The following is a 16312-nucleotide window of genomic DNA, read 5'->3' as shown; positions in this document are numbered from 1 at the left end:
GCTCAGGCGCGTTGCTGCGGAGCCAGGGTCCGTTGCCTGGCACGTCCCAATGTAAGCGCGATCATCGTCGAGCGCAGTTCCGAGGGGCGGACGGGCTTGGACAGGATCGGAATGTCCTGCTGTCCCAGTTCCTCGCGCACCCGGTTCTCGTCGTGGCCGGTCATGACGATGGCCGGGATGTCACGGCCGGCCTGTCGGCGCACCTCGGCGATGAAATCCGAACCGACGATGCCGCCGCCGAGATCGAAGTCGGTGACGACGAGATCGCATGGCGCGACGGACAGTTCCAGGCCCGCTTCGGCCTGCACGACACAGCCCCATTTCTCCAGCAGCGATGCGGTCGCCAGCAGCACGTCCTCATCATCCTCGACCAGCAGCACGCGCAGACCTTCGAGCGGCGAGGAGAAACGCTCCGGCGCGATCTTTTTTGTCCGCTCAGGCGCTGATACCGCAGGCAGGCCGGCGATGCGTACGCTGGTGCCGCGGCCCCGGACGGAACGGATCGAAACCCGCAGCGACATCAGGTGGGCCAGCCGCTTGACGATCGAGAGACCGAGCCCGACACCTTCGACGTCCCTGTCACCCCGCTCACGCACCTGGTAGAATTCGTCGAACAGCCTCGGCAGATGTTCTTCGGCGATGCCTTCGCCGCGATCGTGGATCTCGATCGACAGGCCGTAACGATGGCGGCGACAGCCGATCAGCACCTCACTGCCCGGCGCGTATTTCAGCGCGTTGGAGACGATGTTCTGCAGGATGGTGGTGAGAAGGGCGGCATCGATGCGCACATGATGTTTGGTGCGCACCACTTTGAAGGTGGTCTGCGACCACTGCGCCCGGCTGGCGTTCTGGGTCAGCACTTCGTCAATGACATCCTGCACGGCAACCACTTCGAAATGCGGTATCACCTTGCCGCTGTCCAGCGTCGAGATGTCGAGCAGCGAGCGGAACAGGCCCGACACCGAATGCAGTGAGCGGTCGATGTTCTCGACCATCTGCTTCTGCTCGCGGTCGAGCCCGGTATCCCGCAGACAGGCGGTGAACAGGCTGATGGCGTGGATCGGCTGGCGCAGATCATGGCTGGCCTGCGCCAGGAAGCGCGACTTGGCAAGGTTCGCTTCATGCGCAGCGTCGTAGGCCTCATAGACCCTTTGCAGCAGTGCGTAGATATAGGCCGGCACCAGGATGGTGGTCATCACCAGTGTCAGCGCCACATACGGGTTCGCGCGCCAGTAGGTGTTGAGATAGCACGACAGAGCGATCGTCACCAACGCCATCGCCGTGGCAAGGAGCAGGTACCGCGGTCCGAAACGGAGCCCATTTCCGACCGTAACCCAGAGCAACGCCGCGTAGAGCGGCAGCAGGGCTGCACCACCGATCGACATTGCCGAGCAGAATGCCAGGTAGTCACAGGCCATCGAAACCAGCCGCCGCGGCTTATAGACCACCGGTTTGGCAACCACCCACCACAGCAACAGCCATGAAAAGGGAACATAGGCGGAATAATACGCGGCAAAACCATTGGCATAGGATGTTGCCGCATTGTCGAGCCAGGCGACAATCCAGATGTAGATCGCGAGGATCGGAACAAGGACGATCCGCACGATCGCCTGGGAGCGCTCGGCTTCGTAGTTCTCGTGCTCCCTGGCTTCGAAAGTGCCTGCCATCTTAACGGGAAAAAACCTCCGGCGATCGCGCCGCTTCAGCATCGCCCCCTCCATGGGTCGTGTGGCATCGGTATTCCCCCTACACCGATGCCCGCCTCCTGTGAACTCGCCGACATCCGCAGTCAGCGCAAACGCGCACCAGCCTGGCTGACCAAACGATCGATCTTGAGTTTCTCTGCCGTCATCATCGAACGAAGCTCGGCCGGACGGATCGGTTTTGCCAGGATCGCGATCTCCGGATCGCCGAGATCATCTCTCACCCTGTTCTCGTCGTGACCGGTCATGACAATCGCCGGCACCTTGCGTTTCAACAGGTTCCGGACGCGCGCTATGCAATCGACCCCGGTTGCTTTCGCACCAAGGTCGAAGTCGGTCACGATCAGGTCGCACTCGGCCACTTCGTCCGGGATCGTCGGCTGAATCTCGACAACGCAGCCCCACCGCCGCAGCAAGGTGGCGGTAGCCTGCAGAACATCCTCGTCGTCCTCGACAAGCAGGACACGCAGGCCTTCGATCGCCGGTCTCGGTCCCTCCGTTTGCGATTTCACCGCGATGGTCTGCGATGCGATCTGAAGGCCCTCGATGATGACAGTCGTGCCCTGCCCCGGCACGGAGCGCAGATAGGCCGACAAGCCCATCAGTCGCGTCAGCCGCTTGACGATCGGCAGGCCGAGACCGACACCATCGACGTCGCGGTCGCCGCGCTCCCGGACCTGATAGAACTCGTCGAACACCCTCGGCAGATGATGCGCGGCGATGCCGTTGCCGCGATCATGGACCTCGATAGCCAACTGCCCCTGGCGGTGACGGCAACCGATCAGAACGGGGCGACCCGGTGCATATTTCAAGGCGTTGGAGATGACGTTCTGCAGGATGGTCGTCATCAAGGTAGCATCGATGGTAACATAGCTTCGCGTCGAAACCGCCCGTAGTTCGACACCAGCCCATTGCGCCGCTTCGGAATTCTGCCGGATGATGTCCTCGAACAGATCCTTCACCGCAACCGGCTCGAAAACCGGTATCACCTTGCCGCTGTCCAGCGTTGAGATGTCGAGCAGGGAGCGGAACAGGCGCGACACGCTCTGCAGCGAGCGATCGACATTCTCGACCATCTGGCGTTGCTCGCGGTCGAGCCTGGTATCCTTGAGGCAAGCGGTGAACAGGCTGATGGCATGGATCGGCTGGCGCAGGTCGTGGCTTGCCTGCGCCAGGAAACGCGACTTCGCGACATTGGCCTCGCGCGCGGCATTAAACGCTGCGTAGACCCGCTCGAGCAGGCTGTAGGCATAGGCAGGAACGAGAAGCGTCGTGAAGAGAAGGGTGATCGTCACATAGGGGTTCTCGCGCCAGAACGGGTTGAGATAGGCAGTCACCAGAATGCTCAGGAGAGCCATGCCGGTGGAAGCAATCAGATAACGCGAGCCGAAGCGCAGGCCGTAGCCCACGGTCACCCATAACAAGGGAGCATAGGCAGGCAGCAGCGCGGCCCCACCAAAGGTCATGATCCCGCCCACAGCGATGTAGTCGCTGACCATCGAAATAGCCCGCCGAAGCAGGTTCTCGCCCGGCCACTTCACGATCCAGAACAGGATCAGCGCCGAGACAAGGATGTAGGATGAGAACGACAGGATCGTCTGGGTCGTGCTGAACGCCGTATCGCCTCTCGACGAGAAGACGCTCAGCATGCCGACCGTGAACAGGGTGGCGGCACCAAGACGAAAGGTCGCCTGCGCCCGTTCGGCATCGGTCGGCCTGTCGTTACGGGTAACGAAAAGGTCAGCGAATTTTTTACGCAAGCCACCAGGCATGATGTGCTTCCCGATCAGGGGGCAGAAGCTGATCGCCCGGGGCTCGACAATCAGGGCATTTCGAATGCCGCCATTGGACCGGCGACATTCCTGAATGCAAAAAGAGAGTCAGAGCGTTTGCGTTTTTCACGGAAGCGCAGGAATGCTCTAACTCTTTGTTTTTACGCAATTCGAGATGGAGAACCGTTACACGGTTTGCCTGGAACTGCGCCAGCCTCCCTTTGTCATTTCCCCAGTTGCATGGTTCTTTCGAGGGCCTGGCTGAAGCCCTTCAGTGAGATCGAGAAGGCAACATCCTTTTCGGTGTCGGAAGCGAAGGCGCCAAGCTTGAGCGCGGTGCCGGTCTTCAGCGCCGCGGTGGTCGCCGGCGTGAAGGTGAGCCGTACGATGCAACCGCCAGGCAGGCAGGTGCGGAAGCGTGACGGCTTGCCCGGTGGTGTGTCATCGACCGAGAAGGTCACGCCCTTGTCGAGATTGAGCCCGAACGGCATGACCAGGATGCCCTTCAGGCCGCCATCGTCGGCCGGGCTCAATTCGACGGTGAGCACACGCTGGCCGTTCTGGCTGACCTGTCCCTGCGAGAAGGCACACTGCTTCTTGTTGTCTGCCGCCGCCACGCAGGCGACGCGCCAGTCGTCATAGGTTTCCGACAGCGACGACGGACCACCGGCAGCGCCGGCGGCTGGTTGCTGCTCCTGCCCGGAAGCGGCAGACGCGGCAGCCAGGAAGGCCGCCGCGCCAATCAACAATCGGATGGCTGGCATCAGAAACGGATGCCAAGCCTTGCGTCGACGCCATTGGTCGATGACCCGGAGCCGAACTCGCCATTGTAGGAGATGCCGATCGTGGCATTGTCGGTCACCTTCATGTCGAGACCGGTCTGCAGCACGAAGGTGTTCTTGGCGATCGGCACACCGGCCACCGTGAACAGGCTGGAACCGGCGAAGCCGACCGTGGTGAACGGCGTGGTGTCGCCGAAAGCATGCTTCCAGCCGACCGTTCCGTTGGCCGATGCGGCGACCGAGCCCAGCATGAAGTCGGTCGAAGCACGCAGGCCAAGCGTCGAGAAGGTGGTGTTGGTCGTCTGCGCCTCGGCACTCAGGGCCGCGGCACCGCCCTTTTCGGTGAAACCGTCGGTATGCAGGCTGACATGGGCAAGGTTCACGAACGGCTCGAAGGCAGCACCGGCCGCATCGAGGCGATAGCCCAGTTCACCGAAGGCCTGGAAGGCACCGGCATCGTAGTCCGCCGACAGGCCGTCATTGAAGCCACGGAAGGAGACGGTGCGGCCAGTCTCGATGTTGCTCCAGGTGTAGGAGAGCCCGGTGCGCAGTGCGAGTGCACCCCAGCGCGTGCCGCCATAGAGGCCGAGGTGGTAGTTGTCACTGTCACCGGAGGACGAGCGGTCCTTGGCATCGAAAGAGGTGCGGCTGTAGCCTGCCAGCACACCGACACGCCAGGCTTCCGCCAGCTCTGTGTCGATACCGGTGACGAAGCCGCCGGTCGACTGCTTCATGCGGGATGCGTTGCCGTCGCCGTCGATGCTGCTCCAGGCACCGAAGACCTGGCCCCAGGCCGCCGTCTTGGCGGTGGTTGCGGCTTCGATGTCCTTGCCGTCCGGCCCATAGGCCATGACCGGCATGGCGGCTGCGGCAACCTCACCGAAGGCGGCACGGACACGATCATTGGCCGCATTGCGCACATATTGCGACGAGTTGATCAGCGCGGTCGCGCCGGACGCATGCACTTCGCCGGACAGCTGTTCGAAGGCGGCACGGCCGTCGGCAGCGTTGAGCGGCAGCAGCGCATTGTAGAGCGCATGACCGGCGCCACCATCCTGCGGCAGCGAATTGAGTGCGACTGCCGTCTCGTACTGGTTGCGCGTTTCGGTCGCGTCGTCGAACGGGCCACTGACATTCGGGCCCGGACGAGAGGGCTTGCTCGGCTCGCTGGGCTTACCAGGCTCGCCGCCAGGTTCGCCAGGCTTACCGGGTTCGCTTGGCTCACCGGGCTTGCCGGGTTCCGTCGGATCTTTCTTGACCTGGATCTTCAGATCGACCTGATTGGCCTGCTGGTCCAGCGAGACATCAAGGAAGGCCGACTCTGAAAGAGCTTGGGCGAACTGACCGGTGATACCACCAGCCGCCGTCAGGATGGTATAGGTCTGGCCCGTCTGGTAGTTCGCCGCCGCATCCAGCGCCGTCACATTGACGTTGACGTTGTTCTTGATGTCGACCACGCCGTTTTGGTTCACGGATTCGACGACGATCTTGTCGGCAGTACCGTTGCCTGCAATGTCAACGTTGTAGATCGAGTTGGCATAGAATGTCAGGTCGCCCTTGACCGTAATGGTGCCGATGCGATTGTCCGATGTTCCAGGCGCGATCACACCGCCATTGACATCCGTCGAACCGATGGTGCCCCAGCCTTCAAGCCGGCCCTTGGCGTTCACATCGAACACGCTGGAGTAATAGCTATTGTTCGCAACAAGCTGGCCGGTTGCGCCGCCGAGAACCAGCGTACCGTTGTTCACCCTGAAGCTCGTTCGGGTCGGGCTGATTGGATGCGGATCGGACGCGGCCGTGCCCAGGTCACCCTTCAAGACAAGTTTGGCGCCGTCGCCATCGACGACCACACCGCCACCCAACCTTCCGGCAGTCGAATAGAACTTCGTCAGGTCACCCGACAGGATGGTCTCGCCAGCCAGCGCCGTGATGATGCCGTTGCCAACCAGGGCATTCTCCATCGTATAGGCAGTGCCGCCAGCACCCGTATGGTTGAAGCTGAGATGACCCTCGCTCTTCGTCGATCCAAAGGTGATGACAGCTTCCTTGTTGATGCTGCCTGCCGCCTCGGCGGCAAGCGGCTTCGGTTCATCGAAGACATCCGACATGTCGATCTTGCCGCCGATGGTCAGATAACCATTTTCGCCGGTCAGCTTGATGCCGTTGGCGACGTTCAGCTTGGCGCCATTCGCAACTGAAAGATTGCCGTCTTCGATGGTCAATTTGTCGGTGACGTTGAACGACGATTTTTCGCCGGTCAGATAGAGCGTGTTTTCATTGATGATGGAGTTGGAAATCTCGGCAGTCGAGGTGGTGACGGTAGCGCCGTTTTCAATGGTCATATCGCCGCCGAGCTTGAAGTTGCCGGCATTGACCCACTTCGATCCTTCGCCTGTGACAAGCACGTTCGCGCTGAGATGATCCGACGAACCTTTGCCGAATGTCTCGACAGAGTTGGTGGCGACGGAACCACCGTTCGCAATCGTGATGGTGCTGCTTCCGGTGGCGTCCAAACCCGTGCCGAGACGAAGCTCGTCCGTGGTCAACGATGAACCCTGACCTGTGACAACCAGTGTCCCCTTGGCCTTTTGTCCGTACCCGACATAGGTGTACTTGGCGTCCGCCTTACCGCCATTTTCGATGCGCAAGGTGCCGTCGCCGCCGTAGATCGGGACCGCTGCATAGCCATCACCGCCACCGCCGATGTTGAGTGTCTTGTCTCCGGTGCCGGTGCGCAGAATATTCAGTTCCGAGCCCGGACCGGTCACGACAACAGTACCCTGGGAACCACCGTTACCAGCGATGATGACATTGTCACCGACCGTGACCTTGGCACCGCTGTCGATCGTCAATACCGCGCCCTGTGTATACAGGCCGATGATCAGGTCGTCGGTGAACGCACGATCGCTCGACCACGTGTCACTCTCGCCGACACCGTCCAGCAGGGTATCTTTTGAATCCGGCGGCGTTGCCGCGAATGCCTGGCTGACACCAGCCAGCGACACAGCCGCAGACAACGCAATCGCGACACCTGCCCCGCCGCTGCCCAGAATCGTGGAAGCCAGGAGAATTTTTGTCCAGCGCGCTGCGCCTGATTTTCCGATCGTATTTCCGATCAAGACACGTCCCTCATTAAGTGCAAAGCGTTCGTCGCCGAACAACGAAGCATGACCGTCAAAGCCCGCCCGCCCGACGACCACGCTCAAACCGCAACGGGGCGATCTAGCCTTTTGAGGAGTACGGCGGCCATTAGCACACATGCACTAGCGGCAGGTGCGCGCGCCGCCGCTTCGGACACCGATTGAGAAAATCAAAATAAAACAAGCGCTTGCGAGGCAAGCGCTTGTCCAATCGCTATAGGCCGCCTGCGACGGCGGCCACTCTTGCTGCAACCGCGTTCCTACAGCGCGGAGCCCTGCACCATCTGAGACAGTGCCTCCGCAGAATCGCTTACCCATTTCACTGCCGATGGCCGAAGGGCCAGATCGAAATGCTCGCGGCCCAGCAAGGCATTGACGATGACAGCACTGCGCCACGCCATCAGACTGAGCTGCGGTTCGGCGATGCCATGGCTGTGGCGGCCGGCATTGAGCGCAAAGATGCGCACAGCCTCCGGACCTTCCCATTCCACGGAAAAATCCTCGCGCAGTTTGTAAAGGCCGCGTTCGTCGAGATCGAGCCGTTCGCCGAGCGGCGCCAGGAATTCCGGCACGGTGAAGACATAACCGGTGGCAAGCACGACAGCGTCCGCACTCACCATCTCCACGCTGCCGTCGAAACCGTTGCGCATGACGAGGCGGAATTCGCCGCCTTCATGGCGCAGGTCGAGAACCTCGCGGTGCGGCAGGAAGGCCAGATCGTGTTTCTTGCCGGACAGGTGACGCAGTGCATAACTCTTCTGGTAGATGGCCCGCAGCGTCGAAGCCGAAATGCCATCGCCCGCCAGTTTCTGCTGTGCCACCGTCGGCTGCTTGCGCGAGCGCGGCAGTGCATGGAACCGCTCGACATATTGCGGGGTGAAGAATTCGTCCGTGAAGGGAGAATCATCCAGCGTCTGGAAATTCTGCCGACGGCTGATCCAGGCAATCGACTGATCCGCCGCTTCCGGCTGCGACAGCAGATGCTGCATGATTTCGGCGCCGCTCTGGCCGCCGCCGATGACGACGATACGCCGTCCGTCCAGCCCGCCCAGCCGATAGGCAGCCTGACTGGTGTGGAAGCAGGTGTCGCCCAACAGGGCTTGACCCCAGTTGGGTATGTTCGGCTTCAGCCCAACGCCCAGCGACAGATTGTGCGCCCGCTGCGTTTCACCGTCGAAGCGAATATGAAAGGCCCCTTCCTCGAAACGAACCTCGCGCACGGGTCGCTCGAAGCGGAGATTGTCGAGACCTGCAGCGACCCATGAAAGATAGCGGGCGAATTCGCGACGCGGAATCGCATCGAAATCGGCGTTGAGGAACTCATAGAACCGCTTCTGCGAGACGAGGTAGCTGGCGAAACTCCACGGGCTGGTCGGCAATGTGGCCGTCACCAGGTCCTTCATGAAGGATGTCTGCAGTTCCACGCCCTCCAGCATCATGCCCGGATGCCAGTCGAAGGCTGGTTTGTCGTCGAAGAATTGTACGTTGGCCGAGGGGATCGCATCGAGATGCGCGGCAAGGCTCAAATGAAATGGGCCGATGCCGATACCTGCGAGGTCGAGGACTGGGGAAGTCATGGACAGCTCCGTGGTTTAGAGCATTTTGTAGCCAAGCGGGATCACTTGGCGTTACAAAAATGCGACGAAAACAAAAACTTAGAGCGTTTCCGCGTTTCCGTGAAAAACGGAAACGCTCTAGTCATGCCGCTTTGTCTCGGCCTGTCGACAGGCCGATATGGAGAGGGTTGTCGAGTTCGGTACCGAGAGCGGGAACCGGCCGCTCGCCGGCGTCGCCATAGCCGATGGCAAAACGCACCTTGTTGATGGCGATGCGTGGCATTTTCGGCAGGAGCAGATCGAACTGGTGGAAACGCTCCGCCAGTTCCGGATGCTGCGCCTGATAGGACAGCACGCAGTCGGCGAGCACGCGGTAGAAAACCGCCTCGTCGAGCCCGTCGAAATCAGCCAGCGCAGCCGAAACGAAGCGCAGCACGCTGGCAACATGGCCGGTCTGCAGATGCTGCAGCAGATGTGCCGGCGGGCGCTGTTTCAATGTGGCGCGAACCGCTGGGTCGAGTGTGGCGAGTTCCGGGAAATCGGCATCGACCAGGTCGAGATCACCCTGGAAGTCCTTGACCGCGACACCGACCGGCACATCGCCTTCGAGGATGATGGTGACGTTCTGGCCATGGGCGATGAAACCCACGCCGTACCGACACAGGAAATGATAGAGCGGCACGAAGACGCTGGAGAACAGGCGCTGCAGCCAGGCCTCGTGGCCAAGGCCGGAGAGCTCGATCAGGGCGCTGATGACAGGGCGGCCCTGCACGTCGGTTTGCGTGAGCGCGCCCATCATCATCGGCCGCCGGCCCTTCGGCAGATGCTGAAGCGGGCTCTCGCGCCAGATCGCGCCCAACATTTCAAGGTGCTGGTAAGGCACAGCCTCGATGCGTTCGAACTGAGGGTGCGGATAAAAGGCGCCCGCCACTTCGCTGAGTACAAGAGCCGGCTTCAGCACCGGGTCAGCGGCCGCAGTATCGGCCAGCCAGCGCGACAGCAGCGGGCCGATATCCATGTATTTCCCAGGCACGCCGCGCCAGGCAGAGGTGTTGAGCACGGTAAGCGGCAGCTTCACATGCAGCGCCTCGGGCCGTGAGACATTGGCCAAAGTGCGCAGGGATTGCTGGGCGGCGAAAAAGTCACCGAACTGTCCGAGCGGTACGATGCGCCCGGCAGCAACCTCGCCGGCGTAGGTTGCGGCAAGCATGGCCTGCCACTGCCAGGGGTGGACGGGAACAAGCAAATGCGTCTCCGCGGATGCGCCGGCGGCATCGCGAGCGGTTTCGAGGCGCGCCCGTTCGGTCCGGTTGAGAGCCGCGTCGAGCAGAGCACCTTCGGTCACATCGCGATCGGTCGAAAAGCGTAACTGCGTGCGGTCCGCAGCAATCCAGAACAGCTGGAACTCGGACACGAATTCGGGCGAATAGGTCTCGAAAGCCTCGAGCCCCCAACCGATACGCCCCTTGTTCGCCGGCGCCTTAGGGTGACCGTCAAGCAAACGCTGCAGGTCGAGGTCCGGCAATCTGGCGAGGTCGAAGGCGCTGAACGCCTCACGCTGTGCGAGGATGCGCATATCGGCCATCAGGGTGTTGTAGAGTTCCTTGGCATAGGTGCTCAGCGTGGGAGCGGAGATCTCGAGCACGGCGCGCGCATCGACGAAGAAGGCAACCGCATCTTCTGCCGGCATCTCGCCATCACCCGCGGCCCGCACCAGCGTTTCCGGGTCTATGGACAATTGCCCCCAGATGCGGCGCACGGCTTCGAAGCGATAGGCAACATCATCGCCGAGCGGCACTTCCCAATGCCGGCCAGCCGCGTCCAGCGGCCGAACCGTCAGCACCTCCTCATAGATCAGTTCCGAGATGGCGCGCGCCAGAATGGCCTGGTTGGCGCGACGCCACAGCTGAGCGGTGACGGCTCGCCCCTTGGGCAAAGGTCCGAGTGCTGGCCCACTCACAGCGGCACCTCGCTGAAGAAGCGCTCGCGTTGGCAGCAGACGAACATCGCGCGTTTGTGCGGGAAGTCGAACTCCTTGACCTTGTCGTAGGCGGCATCAGCACAATAGCTCAGCATCTTGTGGTTCGACGCCCGCGGCTCGCCGACGATCCGCTGCGTACGCGGATCGTCGAGGAACAGGTAGTGGGTCACAGAACGGAACAGCGCCAGCGTCTTTGGCCGGCCGAGATGCCGCTTGTTGCCGATAAGCCCATGCCAGCCGCGATCATAGTCGGTCGGCTCGTAGTAAGGTCCGAGGCGGTCTTCCTTGCCCCAGTAGAATTCGAGATAGCCGCTCGGCTCGCCGTCCAGGCTGGCAATGACGCCAAAAATATGCGGATCCTGTTCCTGGGCTGCGAGATAGCCGTCCAGTTCTTCCCGGCTCTGCGCCAGTTCCCAGAAGAACGAGACGCGTCCGTCATTCATCCATTCATGGAACAGGTCCAGGTCGGTTCTCCGGTCAATCGGCCGGAACGACAGGGTAACATCGAGATCGGGCAGCCAGCGCTCATACATGACGCCATTGGGGCGTGGCGAACGCAGCGGCGGCAGCCGATCGGCAGGGCCGATCGAGGTCTCGACGGCAGGATAGGTCAGATGCGACGCCTGCTTGCGCCAGAGCAGCGGCAATTGTCGCAGCACAGAGCGGTTGAGAACCGTGCGCGACTTGCCGGCGACAGGTTCTGCGGTGCGCGCTGTCGCCAACGCACTCACCGACCAGCTTTCCTCGACCGGTGGCAGCAGGATCCGCCCAGCCTCTGGAAAACGACAGAAGACCGCATCCGCGAGCGCCGCGAGCATTTGCGGTTGATCCTGCCTGCCAGCCTCGAAGGCAACATCATCAAGCAGCAGATCCGCCTGATGCCGGATCAGCGCCGCCTGCGCGATCCGGACACCGGCAGGAGACATCAGGGTCAGTTTGCTGCCATCGAAGCGGACTTCGAACGCGCCGTCGTCCGAGGCCAGGAAATGTTTGCTGACGGCAAGGATGCCATCTGTTCGGTCGGGCTTTTCTCTCAATTGGATGTTCATGCGGGCTTCCTCGTGAAAAGCGGGTTGGACATCGGGACGTAACCGGCAAGCGGGTCGGTCACTTCGGTGTTCTCGTTGGTGTTCTTCAACGAAAACAGGAAATTGCCCTTGCTGCCGAGCGTGGGAGAATTGAGCAGATAGTCGAGACAGGCCGGATTGCCGGGGCCCCGCGCGGCGAGCCGTTCCAGAAGCAGGCGGAAGCGTGCGAGCAGCGCCTCTTCACTGGACAGGCCGGCATCGGCGAGCGCCGAAACGACGGCGAAGACCCCGTTAATGACGAGATAGTAGCCAAACAGGCGCGCCGCCGCTTCGGCGTCGAAGATATGATCGCCCCTGCCGCCGGCAGAAGGCAGGTGCGTGCGCAGCATCGGCAGGAACTCGCGCACATAGCCGGTGCCCTGGCAGTCGCGGAAATAGAGATGGCTGGGCCAGCCGTCGTTCAGTCCGACGACGAGGTTCTGCTGATGGGCGCCGAACAACAGCCCGAATTCCGAGAAGGCCAGGAAGAAAGGTTCGATCGCCGTATCGAGGAAGCGTTCAAACCAGCACTCCGCGACAACGGAAGGCTCCAGGCCTTCATTCTTCGCAACCAGCCTGACAAGGTCCGAAAGATGGCTTTCCGCCAGCCCCGGGTGACGCTCGCACAAAGCGCCCAATACGGCGGCCTTCGGAGCACCGTCGCGCAGGAACGGGTTCTCGCGGAAAGACACGATCGTGCTGGTGAGCACTGCACCGTCGGGGCCATCGCGCAACGCCATCCACGCCGGTTCACCCAGCACCGTCAGTGTCGGACAGACAGCTCTCAGCTTCTCGCCCAACGTGCCTTTGACCAGGCTGTGCACCGAAAGCCCACGGTCGCATTCGTGCCGTTCGATGACCCTGCGCGAATTGGTGAGCTTGAGGTCGAGCGAGAATTTCAGCATCCAGGCACTATCTGCCGAATGGATGGTGCGCAGCGACGTCGTCGCGCGCCATAGCGGGCCGCCGAGACCGAGATCACGCACGAGGCCAGCCGCGAAAAGGCGCTGCACGGCCGGCGCCAGCATCAGCCGGGAAGCCTGCCAGGGGTGCATCGGAAAGAGTTGCGACCCTTCGGCTTTCTCCGCAAGTGAGACTGCATCATCGCCGGCAAGGGCGGGCACCATTTCGGCGATGTCATGCGGTTCGGCACTGCCGCAGGCGAAAACCTGCGGATGCACGGCCCACCAATGCAGTTGGAAGGCGCCGCCATATTCGTGAGCGAAGCGGCGCGAATCTTCCTCGGAAAACTCATCACGGCTCATCGGCGTGGGGTGAACGGCGTGACCGAAACGCAGCGCGCTTTCCGCCTCGATGAAATCCGGCACGCCGTCAGCAAACGGTCTGACGGCCCCGCGCACCGCAGCGGTCTGTGCAACCGCCGCGACACTTGCGGCTGCCCGTCGTTGCAGGTTGAGCCGGCTGGCGCTGCTGGAACGACCACGAATATCGTCCTCGCGCATCAGCATGGCGAGAACATCGAAGAGTTCGATCTCGACAAGCCTGCGATCGGTCACAAGCCATAGCCGGCCTTCGAAACCGTGATAGCCGACACACGAACGATGACGCAGCGGCGCGACAACAACCGCACCGCTCGCTGGAAGATCAAGGACAACAACCTCTTTTCCACTCTGGATGGCGCCATAATTTTCGGCGCGATCGAAGCGGCATCCACTCCACTCCCGAATAATAGAATTCAATAATCTATCGACGGATGGCGCAGTATTACTTCTATCTTCTACATAAGTAATTGTGTCCATCGTTTTAACTCGCAGCGGTTGCAATAATATATTTATTGTGAAATTGAGCATGCATGACGTCCGAAGAACGCCACCCATACCTGCCATGACCTCCCAAACCCCTCCTGGAGAAACAAAGCTGACGCGCCGACTGGCGCTCGGCGCCATGTCGATCGGTTTCGGCCAATCGGCCTTTGTCGTGCTGGTGCCGCTCGTGATGGCCCGGCTGCAGCTGACGACCTTCGACCTCGGTCTGGCCGTGGCCGCCGGAACATTCGCCTTCCTTGTCGGCGCACCACTGTGGGGCAGCGCCGGCAATCGCATCGGGCATGGCCGCATGATCCGGCTGCTGGCGCTGGCGATGCTGGGCGCCCAGGCATTGCTGGTGATCCAGTTGTCGGCGGGACCAACGGCCTACACCTTCGCAATCGCCGGACTGATCGTCTCGCGCCTGATCTACGGTTTTGCTGCTGCGGGTGTGATGCCCACCGCCCAGGGCTGGCTGGCCGGCACTGTCGAAACCGCTCGCAGGCAAGCGGCCTTCGGCCTGCTGAGTGCCGGTCTCAATTTCGGTCGGCTCGCAGGTTCGCTGGCCGGCGCCGCCGCCGTGATTGCCTCGCAGGTCACCGTCGCCCTGTTTGCTCTGGCTCCGCTCCTGCTGTGGCTGGTACCGGGCGGCAAAGCTGCACCGACTGACACAGGAACCAAAGCGGCCAGGCTTTCGCCATTCGACAAGCGTATCCTGCCGTTGCTGCTGATCGGCGCCTGCATGACAGCCGGTTTCGGTCAGGTGCAGATCATGCTCGGACCGCTGCTGCAGTGGAAGCTTGGTCTCAACCCGACCCAGGCGGTGAGCGCGACCGGCATCGCGCTCGCGCTGGTGGCGGTCACCATGATCGCGGTGCAGACGCTTGTCTTGCCCAGGCTGCACTGGAACGAGCGCAGCGGCATCCTCGCTGGCATCGGCCTGATCGTATCTGGAATGGCCGGTCTCACGATTGCCGACGGCTATGGCCTTGCGGCGCTTGCCCTGGCCGCGACCGGCTTCGGCACGGCGCTGGCAACGCCCGCCTACACAGCCTGGCTTGCGGGACGTGTGGACACCCACGAACAAAGCGCCGCCGCCGGCTGGCTGTCGAGCGCCCACATAATCGGCCAGACGGCCGGTGCCTTGCTGGGCGGCTTCGCCTTTCGGCTCGCAGCGGAACTGCCGCTGGCAAGCTGCGCAGGCCTGGCTCTTGCCGCCGCCGCGATTGCCGCCACGCTCGAAAGACGTGACCAAACGCAACGGTGAAGACACCGGCCCGCGCCTCGTCATGAAATAGCCTCCGCCGGGCGCTCCGCGGCAGCAGCGCTGCGCAGCATGCCGTAGGTCATGACCACGGCAATTGCGGAGATCGCCGTCGCCAGCGCAAACAGCGGACCGTAACCCAGCAGGTCAGCCAGTTTGCCGGCGAGCATGGAGCCGACCAGATAGACGATGAGCTGAGCGCAGGAGAGAATGGTGAAATCGGTGCCGGGCTGTTCCGACGAGGTCACCGACATGAACAGGCTGTAGAGCGCGACGATCTCCATATAGCGCACCATCGTCTGCAGGAAGGACGCACCGAAGATCGGCGTAGCACCTGAGAGCAGCGCGAAGGCATGCAGCATGAAGATGGCAAAGCAGATGGTGCGCAGCCCACCGAGCAGCGCCAGGACAGAGGCCGATCCGTATTTGCGCAGGAGCAAGGCCGCAACGAAGGAGCCGCCAAGGCCGACGGTGACGGCGGCACCGCCGGAGAGATAGCCGATCCAGTCGAGCGGCACGCCAGCATCGACGAGATAAGCGCCCTCCATCGATTTCACCAGTCCCTCGCTGGCGCGGTAGACCAGTGCGATCCACAGGATCCTGCGCGCTTCGGGCCGCGCCAGGAAATTGCGGATGGAGGGTCTGGTCAGGGCCGCCTGGTTTTCAGCGGCAGGATCCGTCTCGCGCATGGCGAACGCAGCAGCCAGCGGAATGAAGGACAGCACCGCGATCGTGGTGATCGTGACGTCCCAGCCGTAACGGTGATAGAGGATCAACCCCAGCGTGCCGCCGATGACGACGCCAAGTGCCACCGAACCGCCCTGGATGGCATTGCCGATCGGCCTGTCCGCAGGATCGAGATATTTCGCGGCGTAGCCGTCGGTGGCGATGTCCTGCGTCGACAGCAATATCGCCACGAAGAAGCCGATCGAAAAGATCGCCCAGACATCCGTCGGCGCAATGGCCAGCATGCCGAACAGCGCCACGATGATGCCGAGCTGAGTGATGACGACCCAGCTGGCCCGGTGCGCGTGGGCGAACGGGCGATAACGATCGATCAGCGGCGCCCACAGGAATTTGAGCACCAGCGGCAACATCAGCAGGGACAGCATGCCGATGGCCGAGCGGGACACGCCCTGTTCGCGCAGGATCGGGGGGATCGCTGCCGCGAACAGGTAGGATGGGATACCCTGCGCCAGATAGAGACCGCCGAGCACGGCAAAGAGCCTGAACCGCGAGCGGTTTTCCTGGGGTTTCGGGAATTCCGCCGCGCTCATG

General features: G+C 62.1%; 10 protein-coding genes. 1 reads left to right on the top strand and 9 read right to left on the bottom strand.

All coding sequences use genetic code 11. The features are described from left to right. Nucleotides 1-2: 2 nt before the first annotated feature. The 8 genes from AC3WTO_RS01300 to AC3WTO_RS01265 form a co-directional block, all read right to left on the bottom strand. Nucleotides 3-1709: an ATP-binding response regulator gene (locus AC3WTO_RS01300; protein ID WP_492458871.1), complete on the bottom strand. Its 1707-nt coding sequence runs from the start codon at nt 1707-1709 to the stop codon at nt 3-5. 80 nt (nt 1710-1789) lie between these two features. Beyond that, nucleotides 1790-3475 (bottom strand): hybrid sensor histidine kinase/response regulator, encoded by a 1686-nt coding sequence (locus AC3WTO_RS01295; RefSeq protein ID WP_492458870.1) that lies wholly within the window; start codon nt 3473-3475, stop codon nt 1790-1792. A 224-nt stretch (nt 3476-3699) separates the two neighbouring features. After that, the gene (locus AC3WTO_RS01290; RefSeq protein WP_492458869.1) at nt 3700-4239 is read right to left on the bottom strand and encodes an invasion associated locus B family protein; all 540 of its coding nucleotides are present in this window, start codon (nt 4237-4239) and stop codon (nt 3700-3702) included. After that, entirely contained in the window at nt 4239-7277 is a 3039-nt protein-coding gene (locus tag AC3WTO_RS01285) for an autotransporter family protein (RefSeq protein ID WP_492458868.1), read from the bottom strand. Before AC3WTO_RS01285 ends, AC3WTO_RS01290 begins: the two co-directional genes overlap by 1 nt. A gap of 383 nt (nt 7278-7660) precedes the next feature. After that, complete coding sequence (locus AC3WTO_RS01280) at nt 7661-8977, bottom strand: lysine N(6)-hydroxylase/L-ornithine N(5)-oxygenase family protein (RefSeq protein ID WP_492458867.1); 1317 nt, start codon at nt 8975-8977, stop codon at nt 7661-7663. Between the two features lie 121 nt (nt 8978-9098). Continuing rightward, on the bottom strand, nt 9099-10916 hold the full coding sequence (locus AC3WTO_RS01275) for an IucA/IucC family protein (protein WP_492458866.1): 1818 nt from the start codon (nt 10914-10916) through the stop codon (nt 9099-9101). Then, a complete protein-coding gene (locus AC3WTO_RS01270; RefSeq protein ID WP_492458865.1) occupies nt 10913-11986 on the bottom strand; it encodes a GNAT family N-acetyltransferase in 1074 nt (357 codons plus the stop codon). Before AC3WTO_RS01270 ends, AC3WTO_RS01275 begins: the two co-directional genes overlap by 4 nt. Beyond that, complete coding sequence (locus AC3WTO_RS01265) at nt 11983-13521, bottom strand: IucA/IucC family protein (protein ID WP_492458864.1); 1539 nt, start codon at nt 13519-13521, stop codon at nt 11983-11985. Before AC3WTO_RS01265 ends, AC3WTO_RS01270 begins: the two co-directional genes overlap by 4 nt. A 328-nt stretch (nt 13522-13849) precedes the next feature. On the opposite strand from AC3WTO_RS01265, the gene AC3WTO_RS01260 reads away from it, so the two are divergent. Next, complete coding sequence (locus AC3WTO_RS01260) at nt 13850-15037, top strand: MFS transporter (RefSeq protein ID WP_492458863.1); 1188 nt, start codon at nt 13850-13852, stop codon at nt 15035-15037. A gap of 20 nt (nt 15038-15057) precedes the next feature. Here AC3WTO_RS01260 and AC3WTO_RS01255 read toward each other — a convergent pair whose 3' ends face one another. Beyond that, nucleotides 15058-16311, bottom strand: coding sequence for an MFS transporter (locus AC3WTO_RS01255; protein ID WP_492458862.1), 1254 nt, complete (start codon nt 16309-16311; stop codon nt 15058-15060). Nucleotide 16312: the final 1 nt, after the last annotated feature.

The sequence above is a fragment of the Mesorhizobium sp. EU05-FHT14A09 genome (genome assembly GCF_058790995.1).
This window is presented reverse-complemented; position numbering and strand designations above follow the sequence as displayed.